This is a genomic window from Mannheimia glucosida (genome assembly GCF_046267875.1).
GTDB classification, from domain to species: Bacteria; Pseudomonadota; Gammaproteobacteria; order Enterobacterales; family Pasteurellaceae; genus Mannheimia; species Mannheimia glucosida.
In genome coordinates, this window is sequence record NZ_CP176502.1 from 1,870,612 (window position 1) to 1,891,306 (window position 20,695).

A 20,695-nucleotide genomic window follows, 5' to 3' on the forward strand; every position below is an offset into this window, starting at 1 on the left:
TTCCTTAGTTTTCAATAGATTCGGTGGTTTCTTTTTTGGCAAAATAGCTTTGTTTTTGGTGGTAATAACCAATCGCAAAACGCCCTTGCTCATCGATACTTAAATGGCGAGGGAAATTTTCCGGCAAGCTGGCAATAATCTCACCTAAATCCTTATCCAGATTAACTGCCATTCCGCCCTTATCTTTTCTCAAGCGAGATAAATGATGTTTTGCTCCGCTTAATAAGCGAGGGAACACCGAAAACGGCACAGCAGACGCAGAACCATAATAGCGGTCGGCAATGCCGGCATTTAATTCACCTAACGCTTGGGTTTGGATTCTTTCTAATACCGCAAATAACCTGCCGAGCAAGTAAGCGTGGTTATCGCTTTCTTTATTCAAGCTCATAGGAACTCCTTCTTTAATAAAACCTTTTCTAAATTTTCGTTGTAATACTGCTTTCATCAATGCTACTCGCAAGCCGTTAATATCTCCGTCTGCTCGGATTCGAGTCACCAGCTGAGAAAGCAAGCTCATTGGATATAAATGACCACTAATAACCGCCCGAGCCATTTCGCCCGCCAAAACAGGGGAAATATTCTCACTTTTACCTAATGAAGCAGTTTGTAATAACAGTCGCCAGATGGAGGGGGGATTTTTCCATGCACAAGGCTCAATGGCGAGATCTTGCCAATGTTCACTAAGATTTTTTGCCAGTTGCCCAAAGGTAGTATCCAGCCAAAAACGAACAGAAATGCGAGCCGCATTCGGAGCAAGTCCCAACACATAAAAACGGGTGTTTTCAGATAATTCTGGGGAAATTTCTGCAAGCGGTCGTCCTTTGCTGATTTTTTGCAATTCATCAAAGATTTTTTGGTTTTCTTGATCGTCATCAGGTGGGGTCATTAGGGCAGCAAAGAACCCTTCGGCAGCTTCTGCTTGGGTGGTATTATCTGCTTCCGCCCAAAAGACGGTACTCGCATCGCCAATAGTTAAACGATGTTTCTCGGTGCGTAACAAATAATTTAACGCTGCGGTATAGGCAAAGGCGGCTTGTTCAGAAACCGGGGCATTACTACCTTGTTCCTTGCCAAATGAGGTGAAAGATTCTTTATTAAAAGAGATGATTGAACCGCCCGCACTTTGCCCGCCATAAACACCTTTAATTGCAGGGTGGAGACGTGCAATCGGGGCAATTTCGCCACTGATTAGGCACAACCCTTGTTCGCTCTCTTCGCTAACCAGCAAACACCCCCAAAGGGTTTGAGCGGCTTCTCGCTGATGAATATAACCGCTTGTGCCGACTAATTTAAACACGACATTCGCATCAAGTATTTCGATTGGGCAGATTGATTCGGCAAAGTGTTCTGGTTGCCACTGTTGCAGGAAATTTTTTATCGCAACTAAACCTTCATCATTGGAATCCGCAAGCAAATCCAAATGGTACTGTTTAAATGCCTCAAAGGTTTTCTCAGCGAAATTGATAGGTTGATCTTTGGCGGTGGCTTTATCTTGATTGCTTTCCACGCCTAACACATAAGCGGTTTTATCCCATAAAAAATTGGGTTTAATGCCTGATGTGCGTTTTTCAGGGCGGAGGACACTCATCAATTTCGGTTTGGGTTTCTTGTCAGCGGTTAAATTTGGAATGACATTTACCAAATTTCCCTTTGAATCCAATTCTAGTACCCAACCGATTTTTTCTTCACTAAAACCATAGGAAGGTACCTTGGCTTCGCCTGTTGAACGATCTTCTTGTGCTGCAAGACGGTAATAATAGCGGGTTAAAGCGGAGAGAATCATGATTTCACCTCCTCTGCATAAAATGGTGGCACATCAATCACGCCATTTTTCATTTCCGCACGGAAGAAACGAGGTTGATTACCGTGCTCAAAATCAATGTCGTGCAACATCCAGCCTAAATCCCGATCTTGCTCATTTTCTGCCAAAAAACACTCAGGTAACGGTTCATCGTCATCAATCAAGGCAAAATTTGCCGCAAATTCACGCACACCCATACAAGGCTGTTGGAAGCATTGCCCCTTTTTCGCACGGCGTTTAAACATTTCAATATGCTTGGTGACGGTTTCTGCCTCTCCCGCCATTTTGGTCAGCACTGCGTGAGCTTCGATCACATAACCGACATTTTTCAGCACAGTGGCAGCACGTTGTTGGCGGTCATCTTCAATCACGGTATATAAATCCGCCACTGTTTTACGTTTCATTGCCCCACTGATTTTAGTGGCAGAAATTTTACTGCCTAACTCATTACGGCGAACAGACTCAAATTGAATCGGTTGTAATACATAAATTTTATCAATCACCCAGCGAATCGCTGGTTTCCAATGCACCGCCGCCAAAATCCCCCGTGCCGCAGACGGCGTAATCACATCATAAGACACCCGTTCTACCTTCATTTCAGGACGGGTAAAACAAGCATAATCACCCCAAATATGGAGTTTGATTTTGTTTGGCATGAAAGCCTCCGTTTTGTTGTTTATTTTTTTCAGAAGGTATCAAGCAGCTAAATTTGCTATAAATTTTGCAATTTACTCACAATTGCAATAACTTTTGAAATTATTTCTTCATTTGAAATATCATCGTTTCCGATGGCTTTAAGTTCAGCTATCAAAGATTCATTATTTGAATATAGATGTTGATGATTTTGTATAACATCATCCCATAGTTCTTTTGATATTGAACCAGTACACCCAATCGGTATAGGTATTACGTTATGGGTTAAACAAATATCAAATTCCTCTTTCATGCCGTTCGATGGAACTGTTGTTCCTTCTCTATCTAGCTTATTTCCAAACATAAAAATAGCGATACCAGCTTGGGAAATAATTTCATGTCTGTAATCAGTCCATCTCTCAGAAATAGATTTATCCCCCGATTGAATTTGTGGAAAAGGTCTTAAAATTAATAAATCATCTAAATTTCTATAATTTGACTGATACTTGTATTCCAATGCCCCATTGATAACCATGCTACCAATACCTAATCCATATCCTGAAATAATTTTGTATTCTCTTTCTGCCAATTTATAACTAAGTTTATGGATAAGCTCTTTAGCTCTTTCTTCATTAAATGGTTCATATGTATGCGCAGCCCCTGAAATAAAAATATGACTACGCTTTAGACGTTTTTCAATTTCTTTCAGAATATCGGTAATGTCTGAATATTCCTCAACTAGAATTGAATGTATTCCATATCTGACCAAATCCTCTATTTTTAACTCTTGCTTGATTTTTGCATATAAATAGCTTTCTTCGTCAGGAAAATCTTGCCTCGTAACTTCTTTGAAAAAACAATAATGTGTAGGGGTATTGTCTTTTAGTAACACTTTGATTCTTCCGAGAATGTATTCCAAATTCGGGTCATCAAAACTAAATCCAATAAATAAAAATGTCTTTGAAAGTAAATCTCCACGCAAAGCAGTGGCGAACAGTTCTTTTTTGTCTTGATAGGTTTCATAGTCATCTTTAATCAAAACTGCTTCATCAGGAGAATCTTTGTCACCATGCATTTTATAAACAATAGCATCTTTCTTTTTAATATTTCTTGAGAAATCTTCATTTCTAATTTTTTTCTCGACAGTTTTTCCATCTGCCTCTAAAGTCTTCTCAATCAATTGGTCATAATTAGTTGTCCAAAAAGTATTAATACCCATTTTAGATAGAAGTTTATGGTTATCACTACCTTGTCTCAGAGTAGTAAATTCATTAATTATCTTGTTATTTATTTTTCCCCTTTTGTATTTATTAAAATAATACTGGGCTAATCCAACTAAATCATGTTCTTTCTCTACATCAAGTTTTAATTCATCTGCTAAATCTCTTAATAATTCTTTCCAATTAACAAAACCAGCAGACGCAGACAAACCCGCTCCAGCCAAAATTGCTGCATCACCATTTTTTATTTCTATAACAAAATCATTGATGAACTTTTTCTGTTTAGATGTAAATTTCATACAAACCTCATTTGAATTAAGAATTAGACTTTGGGAGTAGCTCTCCCAAAGCCTAAAAATGTTATCTCAAAAACTGTTTTAGCCCATCTTTATCTAGAGCAGGATAAAGTCCTAAATACTCTTGTCCTTTAAATGAGCTGTAAATAGAGTCAACTAAAGGCAAAATAGCTACTTTCTCTGGTTTCATTCCATCGAAATAACCTAATTCCCAAGGCATCCATTTAGATGATGAAGAACTATCAGTCGCCAAATAAAGCAAATGTGATGACTTCTTCATTCGTTTACGTAATGTTTCTGCTGTTTCAGGGGTAACAGAATCACGAGAAAGTTGCTTGTCAACAATCCAATCGACATAAACTCTTTTTCCCATTCCTTCTAAAATTTTAACCACTCCTAAAACTAAATCTTCATCTTTAATTGAATGAGATAAAAATACATCGAAGTTAGATTGGTATCGCTGACTTTCGACTATACTTTCCAACTTACTGGAATAGCTCTCAAAAGATGATACCACTCGTTTGGCTAAATCTCTTGCTTCTTGTTTAGTAAAATAAGTCATTGGTACACCTCCTTAAATTTTTGTATTAATAATGTAATGCTCGGCATGCTCTTTAATCTCTACTACTGCATTAATCCAACCATTAATATTGGAAATAAAATTATCCCAAGTACATTGAAGCATATATGAATAAGAGCATCCATTTGTTAAATATTCTGCTGGATATTCATACTTCAAATTATTTCTATTATTTTTAATAATATTGAAATAGAAATTAGGCTGGTTAACATAGCTATAATTACCATATTGATCAGGTAAAGCCACTAATAAAATTGCATTTCTCTTGCTTGTAGATAAGGCTCTCTTTTTATTCTTTAAAGAATACGAAATTTCCCAAGGAATCCATTGTTCATCTTCTGAACTCCATCGTTCTTTCATATTTGGAGAAAGTAGCACTATGGTTACTGAGCTATCAAAAATTTTATCTGATAACTTGGTTTGAATTGTCTCATCTTTAAACTGAGCTAAACTTTCGTTATCTTTTTCTCCTTTGTTAACATGAATACCATCTCTTTCCAGCTTATTTTGAAGAATATCAACATAATCACGTGCCGTTGCTTCTTTGTATGGTGATAATCGTTTAACAGCATTATCACTATATTTATACGAAATAAAAATTTTACGCCCCATAAAATTCTCCATTTTATTGTTCCCATAGAAATAAAAATATCTGATTAAAATTCAGATGACCTTGAAAATAACAATATTATCTGATTAAAATAATTTATCCCTCCTTCTATATATTCAAAAATTATATAATTACTTTTAAAAAACACTGTTCTCCGCCTCAAGAAAATCCACATTCTCCCAACTCAACCCTGCCACCTCATCATACAAATCCATTCCAATTAAGCAGTAAAACTGTTTGCCGAAGTTGGTTTCATTAATAGCTTCAACTCTGCCAGCGTTATAGAGTTCGGCTAATGCTTTTTCTGGTACTTGCACAATGTAAGGCTGGAGTTTTCTTAAAATACCGCCTACTTGATCCGCATAGCGTAAACGGTCAATAAGGTTTTCGGCTTCTTGGTCGAAAGGGATAATCACCGGAATTAAATGGCTTGTGATCATTCGGAAATCTTCTGCTATGTTTTGGAATGGGAAATTGAGGCTTTGCCCTGCATCGTGACACGCCTTTAAAATATTTGGCTTATCCAGCTCTTTTCCTTTAGCCTCATAAACCGCTTGGAAATAATGATTGATTGCTTGCGGATTAAGTAGATCATCTGCGTGAACCTGAACCGTTGAACGCATACAGCCAGAAAGTAGCCCCAACTCTGGCGGAGCTTTCCACTGTTCTTCCGGTTGGAAAACCCAAACATTGCTTTCTACAGCTAAACGTTTTCCCTCTCGGTTGCAACGCCCTGCTGCTTGAGCCACTGAATCTAGTCCTGCTTCAGCTCGCATAACCAGTGGGAAATCGACATCAACACCAGCTTCAATTAAAGAAGTGGCAATCACTCGGCAAGGTAGGTTTTGTTTTAGGCGAAGACGAATTTCAGTCAGCGTTTGTGAGCGGTGTTTGGCACACATTAGCGTGGTGAGGTGATAAGCTCCCTCTAACTGTTTCGCTGAATCATATAACGCTCGGGCATGACGGCGGTTATTCACGATTATCAGCATTTGTGGGTTATCTGCGAGTTTGCTTTGCAACTCCACATCTGTTTGAATACCGATATGCTTTACCGTAGTACGTTTCAATTTTTCAAAAAGTGCGGTTGGATTAGGGGCAATTTCTCGCACATTTTCAAATCCTTTATAAAAACCGTTCGCTTGATGAATAGCAGGTTGTGTCGCTGTGCAAAGCACTACCGAACATTGATAATTGCGAGCTAATTCATCAATCGCAGCCATAATTGGGCGTAATAAATTCAACGGTAGCATTTGGGCTTCGTCCAAAATAATCACGCTGCCGGCGATGTTGTGCAATTTGCGGCAACGTGAAGAACGGTCGGCAAACAAACTTTCAAAGAATTGCACTGCTGTGGTGACGACAATCGGTGCATCCCAATTTTCCGATGCCAATTTCAGCTTATCTCGGCTTGATTTATCAGGTAGGCTATCGTGATCAAAAGTGCTGTGATGCTCCAATACAGCCTCTTCTCCCAGCTCGCCAAAAGCTTTACGAAATTCCGCAGCATTTTGTTCAATAATGCTGGTAAACGGAATAACATAAATAATGCGGCGTAAAGCATACTGTTTAGCATGCTCAAGGGCAAACGCCATTGAAGTAAAGGTTTTTCCTCCGCCCGTTGGCACAGTCAGAGAAAACAGGCCTGTTTCCTGTTTTGCTTGAGATACGGCATAATCCAAAATTTCACTCCGCAAGCGGTTTACTTCCGCTTTACGTTGCGCTTCCTGCGTATTAGGCGTTTGAATGGCAATTCGCTCCCTAAACTGTACAATAAATTGATTAAATTGCTGATGGAGTGCGGTTAAATTTGGGTAATGTCCTCGTTCAAGCGGTCTTTTTTCAAGATTGGCATAAAAAGCTTCTGTATCAAGAAAATCCGCATCAACAAGGCAAGAATAGAGCATTCGGATAAAAAAGGCGTAAGAAAAGAAAGGTTCGTTTTTAGAAGGCTTTAACGGCGGTAAGGGCAATTTTTCAGGCAAATTAAGTTCCTGCTGCCAAATAGCGTCAAGTACCGGTAGATCTTTATGACCATAGCCAAATTGCTCTTGCAAACGTTGTGTGAGTGTAGAACGATTTTTCCCTTCTCCAGAACCATTTGCTAACCCAGCGTGGTGTCCTGCAATGCAAAACGCCATCATTTTGCCCAGAGGCCCCCAACGTTCCACTGCAATTTTTGCACCGGCAGTAGAGTGATTTACCCGTTCTCCGCCATGTAAACGCTTTTGGTAACGTTCACTATATTTGCCCAAATCGTGCAATAGCCCCGTGCAGCGAGCAATTTCTTGTGAAGCAAACGGCGCAGCAAATTCGGCGGCAAGCAAGCCAACATTATTGGCGTGGCTGAGTAAAGTTTGCCAATCTGAATGATCTGAAAGCTTCCCCGAATGGGCATAAAAAGACTGAATAGTATGTTCTTCCATTTTATACCTTCAATATTTCTTTCCTAATACATACAATACTACCTCCAACCAGTTTCCCTGTATATACCCTAGATAATATTTTCTTAATCTAAATCAAACGTAAATTTCACTTGCAAAATTCAAGGAAAATTTGACCGCTTGTAATCATTTTTTCTAAGTTGTGAACTCTGTTCTTTCAGCAGAAATTTCACAAAAAATTTACTTATCTATGGGGATTTTTGCTAGAATGTTGCCATTTTTACGACAAGTTAAAGGTATTATAATGTCAGAACAAACTTTTATTACCGGTAAAGATGCTGCACTTGAAGACAGCATTGCGACCTTTCAGCATAAATTAAAAACCTTAGGTTTTAATATTGAAGAAGCCTCTTGGTTAAACCCTGTGCCGAATGTGTGGTCGGTGCATATTCGTGATGCAGACTGCCCGCAATGTTTCTCTAACGGCAAAGGAGCCAGCAAAAAAGCAGCCCTTGCCTCAGCATTAGGTGAGTATTTTGAGCGTTTATCTACCAACTATTTCTGGGCAGATTTTTATTTAGGCCAAGAAATTGCTAATAGTGAATTTGTACATTATCCAACCGAAAAATGGTTCCCGATTGATGATGAAGCCATCCCCCCAATGGAGATGATGGACGAGTTTTTATGGGAATATTTTGATCCGAATGGTGAAATCACACCGGAATTATTGGTTGATTTGCAATCAGGGAATTATGAGCGTGGGATTGTTACCCTACCTTACGTTCGCCAATCTGACAATGAAACGGTTTACATTCCGCAAAGTATTATCGGCAACTTATTTGTTTCAAACGGTATGTCGGCAGGCAATACAAAAAACGAAGCTCGAGTGCAGGGCTTATCCGAAGTGTTCGAGCGTTTTGTCAAAAACCGTATTATTACTGAGGCAATCAGCTTGCCGGAAATTCCGCAAAGTGTGATTGACGGTTATCCGACAATCAAAGCCTCTATCGAAAAACTAGAGCAAGAAGGCTTCCCAATTTTATGCTATGACGCGTCATTAGGCGGAGAATTTCCGGTTATTTGCGTGATTTTATTAAATCCGCAAAACGGTACTTGTTTTGCCTCTTTCGGTGCTCACCCGAATTTCCAAGTTGCGTTCGAGCGTACTGTAACCGAACTATTACAGGGCCGTAGCTTAAAAGATTTAGATGTGTTTGCGCCGCCTTCATTTAATAATGAAGATGTGGCAGATCATGCGAACCTTGAGACACACTTTATTGATTCAAGCGGTCTAATTTCGTGGGATCTTTTCAAACGTGATGCGGATTATCCGTTCGTACATTGGGATTTCTCCGGCACAACGGAGCAAGAATTTAATAATATGATGGCGATTTTCAACAAGCATAATCAGCCTGTGTATATTATGGATTATGAGCATTTAGGCGTGTACGCTTGCCGTATTCTTGCACCGGGTATGTCGAATATCTATCCAAGCGATGATTTGGTCTATGCCAATAACAATATGGGTATGGATTGGCGTGAAATCTTATTAGATTTGCCACATTTCCATCACGATGCTGAAACTTACCAAGAACTGCTTGATGAATTAGATGAGCAAAGCATTGATGATTTAACCCGTGTGCGTGAATTTATTGGCGTGGTGGCAGAGAAAGGCTCTGCAATGCAAACATTGCGTATCGGTGAGCTTAAATCGATGCTGCATTTAGCTTTAGGTAACTTAGAGCAAGCGCTAGATTGGGCAAACTGGGCAGCAAATATGAATGCAAGCGTATTCTCAGCAGAACGTAACAATTATTACCGCTGCTTAATCCAATCGATTGAGTTGTTCTTAGATGAAGAGCGTGAGGCAGAACAATATCGCATGGTATTTGAAAAAATGTACGGTAAACAAGCGGTTGAAGCTGCTTGGGGTGCAATCCAAGGCGGTAACCCGTTCCACGGTTTAACTGCATCGGACGAATCGCTTGAAAATATGACTGCACATCAGAAATTACTGAACGCTTATCGCAAAGTGCAAAAAGCGAAAGTAAATCCGATTGCGAGATAATTTAGCCTTTATTAGGGATAGGCTCTGAGCCTATCCGTTTTTATTGACATCTTTCGGGCAGGAACACTGCCCGTCCTACAAATACATTTTAAAAATGATCGACTTCCGTCCTTTTTATCAACAAATTGCCACCTCGCCTCTTTCAGCTTGGCTGGAAACCCTTCCGTTGCAACTAAAACAATGGGAAAAAACCACCCATGCTGACTATGCTAAATGGGCAAAAGTTGCAGATTTTTTACCAAATTCGACCTCTTGTATCAATCTAAAAGACAAGGTTGAGTCTATTCCAAGCAAGCCTTTATCTGAGGGCGAAATCAAGCAAATTACCCACCACTTAAAACAGCTTATGCCGTGGCGTAAAGGCCCTTATCACTTACACGGCATTCATATTGATACTGAATGGCGTTCAGACTTCAAATGGGATCGTGTTTTACCCCACCTTGCTCCACTTGCAGGCAGAACGATTTTAGACGTTGGTTGTGGTAGCGGTTATCATATGTGGCGAATGGTGGGCGAAGGAGCAAAACTGGTGGTGGGCATTGACCCAACCGAGCTGTTCCTGTGCCAATTTGAGGCAGTGCGGAAACTCTTAGGGAATGATAGACGGGCTAATCTGATTCCGCTTGGTATTGAGCAAATGCAACCGCTTGCTGCTTTTGATACCGTATTTTCAATGGGCGTACTTTATCATCGCAAATCGCCACTTGACCATCTTTCCCAACTCAAAGCCCAATTAGTCAGAGGCGGTGAATTGGTGTTAGAAACGCTGGTGATTGATGGCGATATTAATGATGTTTTAGTGCCGGCTGATCGCTATGCGAAAATGAAAAATATCTATTTTATTCCTTCTGTTGCTGCACTCATTAATTGGCTGGAAAAAGTCGGGTTTAAAAACGTGCGTTGTGTTGATGAGGCAATTACGACACTCGAAGAACAGCGAAAAACCGATTGGTTGGAAAATGAAAGTTTGGTGGACTTTCTCGACCCGCTTGATCACAGCAAAACCATTGAGGGCTACCCTGCTCCCAAACGGGCGGTTATTTTAGCGAATGCTTAAAATGCTAGTTTAAGAGAATAAAAAATCCGCATATCAAATGCGGATTTTTTAACTAAATATCTAACTGTGCATATAAGGCGTTAGTTTCAATGAAATCTCGGCGAGGTTCAACTTCATCGCCCATCAGCGTGCTGAAAAGTTTATCTGCCGCAATCGCATCGGTAATATTCACCTGTAGCATTTTGCGGGCCACCGGATCCATCGTGGTCTCCCATAATTGTTCCGGGTTCATCTCACCTAACCCTTTATAGCGTTGAATCGTTAAGCCTTTACGAGACTCTTTCACCAACCAATCTAATGCTTCCGCAAAACTGCTGATTTCTTGGCGACGTTCTCCACGCACTACATAGGCGGAATCAGAGAGTAAATCGTTCAGCTCGTTGCCTAATGCCACAATACGAGCGTATTCATTACCGTTGATAAAGTTGTAATCTAAGCGATAGGTGCTGTCCATACCGTGTGTAGTCACAATAATTTCCGGCTCATAAATTTGACGTTCTTCATTAAATAGCGTATTAATGCGGTAGAAACTGCCGCCCACCTCTTTTGCCATCAATGTAGCGACAAATTGCTCGCTCCAAGCGGTCATATTTGCTTGATTTTTTGCAAATTCCACCGAAAGCGGTTTTGAATAAATTAATTCGTTAAGCAATAATGTTGGGTAACGACGGCTTAAACGTTCAATTAATTTTTGTACGCCGTTATATTGGGCAATTAAGTTCTCTAACGCTACGCCACTTAAAGCTGGAGCATCTTCACTCACATATAAGCCTGCACCTTCTAATGCAATATCAATTTCATATTGCGACATTTCATCGTTATCTTGAATATAACGCTCTTGCTTGCCTTTTTTCACTTTATAAAGCGGTGGCTGTGCAATATAAATGTAGCCGTTTTCAATCAGCTCCGGCATTTGACGGTAGAAGAAAGTTAATAAAAGCGTACGAATATGCGCACCGTCCACGTCCGCATCGGTCATAATAATGATTTTATGGTAACGCAATTTTTCCAAATTATAATCATCACGCCCGATGCCTGTGCCTAAAGCGGTAATCAAGGTTGCTACTTCTTGTGAAGAAAGCATTTTGTCAAAGCGGGCTTTTTCCACGTTCAGAATTTTCCCTTTTAACGGCAGAATCGCTTGGTTTTTGCGATCACGTCCTTGTTTTGCCGAGCCACCGGCAGAGTCCCCCTCCACCAAGTACAGCTCTGATAATGCTGGATCTTTTTCCTGACAATCCGCTAATTTACCCGGTAAGCCACCTAAATCTAACGCCCCTTTACGGCGGGTCATTTCACGGGCTTTACGAGCTGCTTCTCTTGCACGGGCTGCATCAATAATTTTGGTAACGATATTTTTTGCATCGTCCGGATTTTCGGCTAAATAGTCGGATAAAGCCTCATTCATTGAGCTTTCCACTGCTCCACGCACTTCTGACGACACCAATTTATCTTTGGTTTGTGAGGAGAATTTCGGATCCGGCACTTTCACCGAAATCACCGCTACTAAACCTTCACGGGCATCATCACCTGAGGCATCAATGTTCGCATCGGCTTTTTTCAGTACCCCGCTGTTATCCATATAGTTTTTCAACGCACGGGTTAATGCCCCACGGAAACCAGCTAAGTGCGTACCACCATCACGTTGTGGAATGTTATTGGTAAAGCAGTACACATTTTCATTATAGCTGTCATTCCACTGTAGGGAAATTTCTACGCCAATGCCGTCTTTCTCAGTGGTCAAATAGAATGGCGTATTGTGAATATGAGTTTTGCCTTCGTTTAAATACTCAACATAGGCTTTAATACCGCCCTCATATTTAAAATGCTCTTCTTTGCCGTCTCGCTCATCAATTAATTTAATCGAAACACCTGAGTTCAAAAATGATAGCTCACGCAAGCGTTTAGACAGAATTTTATATTCAAATTCGGTTTTATTTTTGAAAATATCCAAACTTGGCCAGAAGCGAACCGATGTCCCCGTTTTTTCGGTATTGCCGATAATCGCTAAAGGTGCATCAGGCTCACCTAAGCTATAGAATTGCTCGTGAACGTGTCCTTCACGGCGAATGGTAAGTTGTAATTTAGAGGAAAGTGCATTCACTACCGATACGCCCACGCCGTGCAAACCGCCGGAAACCTTATAGGAGTTATCGTCAAATTTACCACCTGCGTGAAGAACGGTCATAATGACTTCTGCTGCCGAAACGCCTTCTTCCGGGTGAATTCCCACCGGAATCCCGCGACCGTCATCTTGCACAGAAACCGAGTTATCAGAATGAATCGTGACAATAATGTCTTTACAATGCCCGGCTAATGCTTCGTCAATCGCATTATCAACCACTTCAAACACCATATGGTGTAAGCCCGTACCGTCATCGGTATCGCCGATATACATTCCCGGGCGTTTACGCACCGCATCTAAGCCACGTAACACCTTAATACTGGAAGAATCATAACTTGTTGGTTGAGTTTGTTCAGACATTCTTATTCCTACTAATTTGAAATCGAAAAAATTGTGCCGATTATAGCAGAAAAATGCGTAAAAGTATCGTCAAACAAGCGGTTAAATTTCCGTTAGAATTTGCAAATTTCCCGATAAATTTCACCGCTTGTAGATAAAAACCATAGATAAAAAAATAGGGGCTAAATATCTTTAGCCCCTACCGTCATCAGAAATAAATCCCGACTAAAATCGCCACGAACACACCTAAACCGAAATAGTGGTTATTTAGAAACGCTTTAAAGCATTCGCTGCGTTCTCGTTTTTTAGTCAGCCAGCATTGGTAGATAAACAGCGTGGCACTTAAGGCTAATACGACAAAATAGCCGATGTGATAATCTTTTACCACGCCCAATAATCCCAATAAAATCAAGGTGATAAACTGTAATAACGCAATAATTTTATTATCGTATTGAGCGAATAAAATCGCGGTGGATTTAACTCCAATTCGCAAATCATCATCACGATCCACCATAGCATATTGGGTGTCGTAAGCGACTGTCCACGCCAGATTGGCAAAAAAAAGCAGCCAGCATTCAAGTGGAAGGGCTTCCGTTACCGCACCAAATGCCATTGGAATCGACCAGCCAAATGCCATTCCAAGCACCACTTGTGGCAAGTGGGTAAAACGCTTCATAAAGGGGTAAATGACTGCCAAAAATACCGCAACAAATGAAAGTAAAAAAGCGTATCGGTTGAGCATTAAATCGAGCAGAAAGGCGAACAATAGCAAGATTGCAAAAATCACTTTTGCCTCTGTGGTAGTCACTCTGCCGGTAGCTAGCGGGCGTTGAGAGGTGCGTTTAACGTGTCCGTCAATCTCTCTGTCGGCATAATCATTAATCACACAACCTGCCGCACGCATAACGATTACCCCAAGGGTAAAAATAACTAAAATCGCAACAGGCGGCATTCCCTCTGCGGCAATAAATAACGCCCATAGTGTGGGGTGTAATAATAATAACGTGCCGATGGGTTTATCGAAACGCATTAACTGGGCGTAGGCAATCCATTTTTGTTTAGAAAAAAGAGTTTCGTTATTCATTACAAATTTTGACGATAACGTCCGATTGGCTTAAATGAGTTTGTAATTCTAACGGTAAATCTTGATCTGTAAACAAATAATTTACTTCTTTAACATTTCCTAAACGTGCAATAGCTGTACGGGTAAACTTTGAATGATCGGTCACTAAAACCACTTGTCGGGAACATTCCATCAATGCACGCTTTACCTGCACTTCGTGGTAATCGTAATCGAGCATAGAGCCGTCCATATCCACCGCACTAATGCCTAAAATCCCAAAGTCCAAACGGAATTGGTTAATAAAGCGAACCGTTTCTTCTCCGATTAGCCCGCCATCACTTCTTAGTCCTCCGCCTGCTACCGTAATTTGGCAATCTTCATTTTGCATCAGAATATGAGCCGCATTTAAATTATTGGTAACTACTTTTAAATTTTTATGCGAAAGTAAGGCTAATGCCACTGCTTCTGAAGTCGTGCCAATATCTAAAAATAATGATGCTCCATTTGGAATCAGTTTTGCCACCTGTTGGGCAATCGCATTTTTCTCGTGTGAGAAAAATTGCTTGCGGTGGGTGTAATCACTATTCTCCGTATTGGAAGGAGCAGCTGCCCCACCGTGATGACGGCGAATCAGATTATTTTCTGCCATTTCATTCAGATCACGGCGAATGGTTTGCGGACTCACATTCAATTCAGCCACTAATTGCTCGGTACTCACATAGCCAAGCTGATTAACCAGCTCGATGATCTTTTTGTGTCTGTTTGCCTGTTTCATATTTCCTCTTTTGCAAATAATTTGCAGAAAAAGACCGCTTGCAAGCGGTCTTTTTTCAGTTAAATTTTACAATTTATCAACAAGTTCAACCGCATAGCCGATATAGCTTGCCGGTGTCATCTCTTTCAAACGATTTTTTTCATTTTCCGGAATTTCCAACTTATCGATAAACTCACGCATTGCGGTTTCATCAACCCGTTTGCCTCGAGTCAGCTCTTTAAGTTTTTCATACGGTTTTTCAATGCCATAACGACGCATAACAGTTTGAATTGGCTCTGCCAATACTTCCCAGTTTTGGTTGAGTTCATCACGCAAGTGCTGCTCATTCACTTCTAATTTACTGATGCCTTTTAAAGTTGCCGCATAAGCAATCAAGGCATAACCTAAGCCTACGCCTAAATTACGTAAGACCGTGGAATCGGTTAAATCACGCTGCCAGCGGGAAATCGGCAATTTTTGCCCCAAATGAGCCATTACCGCATTTGCCAAGCCAAGATTGCCTTCGGAGTTTTCAAAATCAATCGGGTTCACTTTATGTGGCATTGTGCTTGAGCCGATTTCACCGGCAATAGTACGTTGTTTGAAGTGATTTAAGGCAATGTAGCCCCACATATCACGATCAAAATCAATTAAAATCGTATTAAAACGAGCTACGCAATCAAAGAACTCCGCAATATAATCGTGCGGTTCAATTTGGGTGGTGTATGGGTTCCACATCACACCTAACGATTCCACAAATTCTTGGCTGAAAGTGTGCCAATCAATCTCCGGATATGCCGATAAATGTGCATTATAGTTGCCCACTGCCCCATTGATTTTGGCTAGAATGTCTAAATTTTCTAACTGTTTATATTGGCGTTGTAAACGATATGCAACATTTGCCATCTCTTTGCCCATTGTTGTCGGGCTTGCCGGCTGACCGTGTGTGCGAGAAAGCAACGGAATATGTTGGTAACGTTTCGCCAGCTCGGCTACTGCATCAATCACTTTTTTCCATTCAGGTAATAACACTTCTTCACGAGCGGTTTTAAGCATTAAAGCGTGCGAAGTATTATTGATATCTTCAGAAGTACACGCAAAATGAATAAATTCATTCACCGCTTGTAATTCAGGCAACGCTTCACATTTCTCTTTTAGGAAATACTCCACCGCTTTTACATCGTGGTTGGTGGTACGTTCAATCGTTTTAATCCGATTGGCATCTTCTAACGAAAAATCAGCCACAATTTGGTTTAGGTAATCGTTTGCTTTTTCAGAAAACACTGGAACTTCATTAATTTGTGTATGCGATGCCAATTTTTGTAACCAGCGAACTTCCACCGTCACACGGAATTTTAATAAGCCAAATTCACTAAAAATCGGACGAAGGCTCGCAACTTTGTCTTGATAACGTCCATCAATCGGGGATAACGCAGTTAAAGCGGTAAGTTCCATTGTTTTATATTCTCCAAATAGGTAAATGTTCGGTTAGATTTGACGATAAAATTTCTGTGCTTGGTTAAAAATTTTCTTGCGTGAAAATAAAAATTGCCAACGGCTTCCGCCGACTTGCTGCCACAAAATACCGGCTCGAATACCGGCTAGTAGCGAGGCTCGAATTTTATTTTGAATATCCGGGCGAACCAAGTAATCCTGCATTCCTATCACGTGAATTTTCGTGCCTAACGGGCTGATAATATCGCTATAAATAGCGGCTAAATTGGCAATCATTTGATCTGCCATCACATTATCTTCATACAGAGCTAACTGGCGTTCCACTTGCTGTAAACGCTGAGCTAACTGTTGTTTTGCTTCAGGGTTTTTATTGAGTTTTTGACTAAGGGCGAGCAAGCTTATCCAATAACGACCGACTTCGGTATCTAATTTACCGTTACCGCCGCCGGTTTGAGCTAATGCGGTTTCTAAACCCATTTTTAAATGGGAAAGATCATCGCCAAATACACTTAACGTTGATTCCGGCTGAGTGATTAACAGGCTTTCTAAAGCACACTTAAAAGCCTCTCTGTCTGCCGTGCCTTTATGTGCAAATTGTTGTACTAACGTCGCTGCTTGGCACACTCCGGCATAAGCAAGGGTAATATCGTGGTAATCCGTCATCTCTGTAAAATTCAGTATGATAAAAAATTAGTGGGGAATATAGCATTTTTTCAGCTTCTTTTGAATGGCAAAAGGCATTTATTCTATTGAAAAATAAATGCCTTTTCATTAATACGCAGTTTGCTGCAAAAACTACCCTACCAATCGCCCATTATCCATTCGATAAACCAGATCGAATTTATCCAATCCGCTTTGGCGGTGAGTAATCATAATTAAGGTGCGTTCTCGGCAGTGAGTCAAAATCAGGTTTAAAATTTGCTGTTCGGTTTCTCTGTCCAACCCTTCTGTCGGCTCATCAAGTAAAACTAATTCAGCAGAACTCAGGAGCAAACGGGCAAGCCCTAAACGGCGTTGTTCGCCACCAGAAAGCGGTCTGCCGCCCTCGCCTAACCATAAATTCAAGCCGTCTGTTTCAAGCAAATGCCCTAAGCCTACTTTTCTTACTACTTCTTGCATTTGTTCGTCTGTGGCTTGAGCATTCCCCATCAATAAATTATCTCGCAACGTTTGGCTAAAAATATGCACTCGTTGGCTTAAGGTAACTAATTTTGAGCGTAACATCGGCTCTGAATATTCGTCAATTTTACAATTATTCAGCCAAATTTGACCGCTTGTAGGGTCGTAGTTGCGGTTTAACAGTTGGAATATGGTCGATTTTCCGCTACCCGTTTTACCTAAGATTGCCACTTTCTGCCCTTTTAATACCTCAAAGGAAAGATTATTTAGTACGTTTTGCTCGCTGTAATAAGCAAAGCTCACGTTTTCAAAGCGTACAAGCGGTTGATTTTGGCTAAAATTTTGCCATTCTGCCTTGCTACCAAATGTTACATTAGGCTGTTGTTCGGTAATTTCACTAATCCGCTCGGCGGCGGTAATCACTTGCCCTAAATGCAAAAAGGCGATACCAATCGGGGAAAGAATCTCCGCCGATGCCATTACGCAAAAAATCACTAACGCAATTAAGGCTTCAGGGTATTTTGCAGTGGGCACATTAATCGAAGTTGAAACCAAATAGATCACCACACAAGTCAAAATGCCGTTGGATAACATTATCAAGCTATTTGATAAGCCGGATAATCGGCTTTCTTTGCTTTGAGCGTTCAGCCATTGGCGTTCAGTTTGCTGTAATTTTTCGCTCATTTGGTTCAAGTTGCCAAAGAGCAAAAATTCTGCATTTAACTGTACCCACTCAATAAATTGGCTGCGGTAATTTGCTCGGCTTTGTATTGCATTACGCCCTAATTTCAAACCTAATCGATAAAATACGGTAGGAATAACGGCAAGCAATACCAATAGTGTGCCGCAAATGATCAGCATTAATGGCACGGAAACAAAAGAAAGCCCGATTGCCATAAATGCAATAATCATCACTGCACTGATAAAAGGCGAGACTAAATTCAGATATAGGGTGTCTAACGTATCCACATCTGCCACCAAGCGGTTTAACAATTCACTGTTTCTAAAGCGATTTAGCCCGCTTGGACTCAGTGGGATCAATTTTTTAAAGACGCTAACACGCAAATTTGCCAATACCCGAAAAGTCGCATCGTGGGTGACTAAACGTTCAAAGTAACGTGAAATTGTCCGCCCTACTGCCAATCCTCTCACCCCCGATGAAGGGTAGAAAAAGTTAAAAATAAGCGCATTGCCGGCTAGAAATGAGGCGGCTAAAAACCAACTGGAAAGGCTGAGCAAACCGATACTTGCCGCTAATCCTAAAATTGCCAGCATAACACCTAATAATAGTCGCCCCAAATGGGTTTGGTAGAGAGCAAAAAACGGGAACAACGATTTCATTAGATTTCTCCCTGATGCACTAATTCATTATGTAATAATTCCGCAAAAAAGCTGGTGTGCTCTAATTCAGTGAAACGACCTTTCTGAATGATTTGCCCTTGTTTCATCACCCAAATTTCATCGCATTGGGTTAAATCTTCCACTCGATGGGTAATCATTAGCGTGGTTTGCTCTCGGCTGAGATTATGCAGAGCGGCTAACACTTGCTGTTCCGAATCCATATCCAAGCTGGCGGTAGGTTCATCTAACAGTAATAATTCGTAGGGGCGAAGCAACGCTCGTGCAATCGCAATCCGCTGAGCTTGTCCGCCCGAAATACCGATATTGCTATCTTGCACTTGGTGATCCTGCCCTAAACGTGCCACAAATTCATCGGCTTTTGAAAGCCGTAATGCCTTGGCTAATTCAGAATCTGTCGCATTAGGGTTGCCTATTAAAATATTCTCTTTCAAACTGCCACGCATTAATTGCGGATTTTGCCCTACCCACGCTAATTTCGCTCGCCATTGGCTTAAATTTAAATCTCGCAGTTCGGTGCCGTTAATCGTAACCGATCCTTCATAAGGCAAGAAACCAAGTAACATATTCATTAATGAACTTTTTCCTGCACCACTTTGCCCAACCAAAGCGATATGTTGGTGTGCATTCAACTCGAAATTTAACGCTTGGGTTAAGGCTTTGCCTTGTGGTGAGAAGATCACGCAATCTTTGGCTTGAATCACAAGCGGTTGATTTTCAACATTTTTTTGCAAATTGCCACCTTGCGTTTTCACCTTTTCTTTTAAGAAAGTTTCGATATTATCTGCGGCACTAATCGCTGCTGCCTTGTCGTGATAAAATACCCCAAGTTCACGCATCGGTTGGTAAAACTCAGGTGCCATCATTAGACAAAAGAAGCCGATAAACAAGGTCACGCCCGTACCATAATAGCCAAAATCCAGCTCACCTAAAAAAATAAAGCCAAAATAGACCGCCGTCACCGCAATCGATACCGCCGTGAAAAACTCCAATACCGCAGAGGATAAAAACGCCATTTTTAGTACGTCCATCGTACTGATTCGGAAATCTTCGGTGCTTTGGTAGATTTGTTCAGTCTGCTTTTCCGCTTGCCCAAATAAGCGAATGGTTTCTAAACCTTTTAATTTATCTAAGAACTGTCCGCTAATACGGGAAAGAATGCCGATATTACGCTGATTTGCCTCCACTGCTTTCATTCCGGCTAAAATCATAAATAAAGGTAATAATGGCATTGTTGCAAATAAAATAGCCCCTGCTGCCCAGTTAATCGGGAATACAAAACAGAGGATCAGTAATGGCACTATCAGCGATAAAAATTGCTGTGGCAAATAGCGTGCGTAGAAATTATGTAGATTTTCCACCTGCTCAAGCATTAAGGTTGCCCAGCTGCCCGCCGGTTTTTGTTGAATGCTCATCGACCCGACTGCTTCCATTTTGGCTAGAATTTGGCGGCGAAGATGTAAACGCAAGGTTTGCCCCGCTTTGAAACCGACACGCTCACGCAGAAAAATGAAGAATGCTCTGGCAGCAAAACAACAGAATAAGAGCATAATTTCAACCAGAAAGCTATTCGGTGACTGCTTTCCGATAATCATTTTGTCTAACATTGTGGCAATCAGCCACATCTGTCCAATCATACATAAACTACTGAAACTCCCTAACAGTATGTTTAAGTGCATATATTTTTTGATGACTTTTTGCTCACTTTTAAGCCATTTTTGTAATTCGCGTTGGCGTTGTTTTTCCATAATTTTGTCAATTTTTTTGTTTTTTCAACCGCTTGTAAATCGGGTTTGCCATTCTACTATAAAGCAAAAAGGTTGTTAATGGCG

Annotated in this window: 15 protein-coding genes; 2 read left to right on the top strand and 13 right to left on the bottom strand. The window is 40.8% G+C overall.

Going from position 1 to position 20,695, the window contains the following annotated elements; genetic code table 11:
• Window positions 1-4: 4 nt before the first annotated feature.
• The 6 genes from cas8c to cas3 all read right to left on the bottom strand — a co-directional run bounded on the left by cas8c (window position 5) and on the right by cas3 (window position 7,566).
• Window positions 5-1,783 carry a type I-C CRISPR-associated protein Cas8c/Csd1 gene (cas8c, locus tag ACJ7Z2_RS08960; RefSeq protein WP_409500061.1) on the bottom strand — a complete coding sequence of 593 codons (1,779 nt, stop codon included), beginning with the start codon at window positions 1,781-1,783 and terminating at the stop codon, window positions 5-7.
• Window positions 1,780-2,457 (bottom strand): type I-C CRISPR-associated protein Cas5c, encoded by a 678-nt coding sequence (gene cas5c, locus ACJ7Z2_RS08965; protein ID WP_409500062.1) that lies wholly within the window; start codon window positions 2,455-2,457, stop codon window positions 1,780-1,782. Before cas5c ends, cas8c begins: the two co-directional genes overlap by 4 nt.
• Before the next feature lie 56 nt (window positions 2,458-2,513).
• Window positions 2,514-3,953 (bottom strand): SIR2 family protein, encoded by a 1,440-nt coding sequence (locus tag ACJ7Z2_RS08970; RefSeq protein ID WP_409500063.1) that lies wholly within the window; start codon window positions 3,951-3,953, stop codon window positions 2,514-2,516.
• A 61-nt stretch (window positions 3,954-4,014) separates the two neighbouring features.
• Window positions 4,015-4,512 carry a TIR domain-containing protein gene (locus ACJ7Z2_RS08975; protein ID WP_409500064.1) on the bottom strand — a complete coding sequence of 166 codons (498 nt, stop codon included), beginning with the start codon at window positions 4,510-4,512 and terminating at the stop codon, window positions 4,015-4,017.
• Between the two features lie 12 nt (window positions 4,513-4,524).
• Entirely contained in the window at window positions 4,525-5,142 is a 618-nt protein-coding gene (locus ACJ7Z2_RS08980) for a TIR domain-containing protein (protein WP_409500065.1), read from the bottom strand.
• A gap of 135 nt (window positions 5,143-5,277) precedes the next feature.
• Window positions 5,278-7,566, bottom strand: a complete 2,289-nt coding sequence (gene cas3 / locus ACJ7Z2_RS08985) for a CRISPR-associated helicase Cas3' (protein ID WP_409500066.1) — start codon at window positions 7,564-7,566, stop codon at window positions 5,278-5,280.
• A gap of 262 nt (window positions 7,567-7,828) precedes the next feature.
• Here cas3 and ycaO point away from each other — a divergent pair, with 262 nt between their 5' ends.
• Entirely contained in the window at window positions 7,829-9,592 is a 1,764-nt protein-coding gene (ycaO, locus tag ACJ7Z2_RS08990) for a 30S ribosomal protein S12 methylthiotransferase accessory factor YcaO (RefSeq protein WP_409500067.1), read from the top strand.
• Between the two features lie 94 nt (window positions 9,593-9,686).
• Window positions 9,687-10,649, top strand: coding sequence for a tRNA 5-methoxyuridine(34)/uridine 5-oxyacetic acid(34) synthase CmoB (gene cmoB, locus ACJ7Z2_RS08995; RefSeq protein ID WP_409500068.1), 963 nt, complete (start codon window positions 9,687-9,689; stop codon window positions 10,647-10,649).
• Between the two features lie 52 nt (window positions 10,650-10,701).
• Here the strand turns inward: cmoB and gyrB are convergent, their stop codons facing one another.
• The 7 genes from gyrB to cydD all read right to left on the bottom strand — a co-directional run bounded on the left by gyrB (window position 10,702) and on the right by cydD (window position 20,611).
• Window positions 10,702-13,134 carry a DNA topoisomerase (ATP-hydrolyzing) subunit B gene (gyrB, locus tag ACJ7Z2_RS09000; RefSeq protein ID WP_409500069.1) on the bottom strand — a complete coding sequence of 811 codons (2,433 nt, stop codon included), beginning with the start codon at window positions 13,132-13,134 and terminating at the stop codon, window positions 10,702-10,704.
• A gap of 187 nt (window positions 13,135-13,321) precedes the next feature.
• Window positions 13,322-14,197, bottom strand: a complete 876-nt coding sequence (gene ubiA, locus ACJ7Z2_RS09005; RefSeq protein ID WP_409500070.1) for a 4-hydroxybenzoate octaprenyltransferase — start codon at window positions 14,195-14,197, stop codon at window positions 13,322-13,324.
• Window positions 14,190-14,951 (bottom strand): DeoR/GlpR family transcriptional regulator, encoded by a 762-nt coding sequence (locus ACJ7Z2_RS09010; RefSeq protein WP_006248096.1) that lies wholly within the window; start codon window positions 14,949-14,951, stop codon window positions 14,190-14,192. Before ACJ7Z2_RS09010 ends, ubiA begins: the two co-directional genes overlap by 8 nt.
• A 66-nt stretch (window positions 14,952-15,017) precedes the next feature.
• On the bottom strand, window positions 15,018-16,385 hold the full coding sequence (gene purB / locus ACJ7Z2_RS09015) for an adenylosuccinate lyase (RefSeq protein WP_409500071.1): 1,368 nt from the start codon (window positions 16,383-16,385) through the stop codon (window positions 15,018-15,020).
• Window positions 16,386-16,418: 33 nt separating this feature from the next.
• A complete protein-coding gene (gene hflD / locus ACJ7Z2_RS09020) occupies window positions 16,419-17,048 on the bottom strand; it encodes a high frequency lysogenization protein HflD (protein ID WP_409500072.1) in 630 nt (209 codons plus the stop codon).
• A gap of 132 nt (window positions 17,049-17,180) precedes the next feature.
• A complete protein-coding gene (cydC, locus tag ACJ7Z2_RS09025; protein ID WP_409500073.1) occupies window positions 17,181-18,845 on the bottom strand; it encodes a heme ABC transporter ATP-binding protein/permease CydC in 1,665 nt (554 codons plus the stop codon).
• Window positions 18,845-20,611: a heme ABC transporter permease/ATP-binding protein CydD gene (gene cydD / locus ACJ7Z2_RS09030; RefSeq protein WP_409500074.1), complete on the bottom strand. Its 1,767-nt coding sequence runs from the start codon at window positions 20,609-20,611 to the stop codon at window positions 18,845-18,847. The genes cydC and cydD overlap by 1 nt, the downstream gene beginning before the upstream one ends.
• Window positions 20,612-20,695 lie beyond the last annotated feature (84 nt).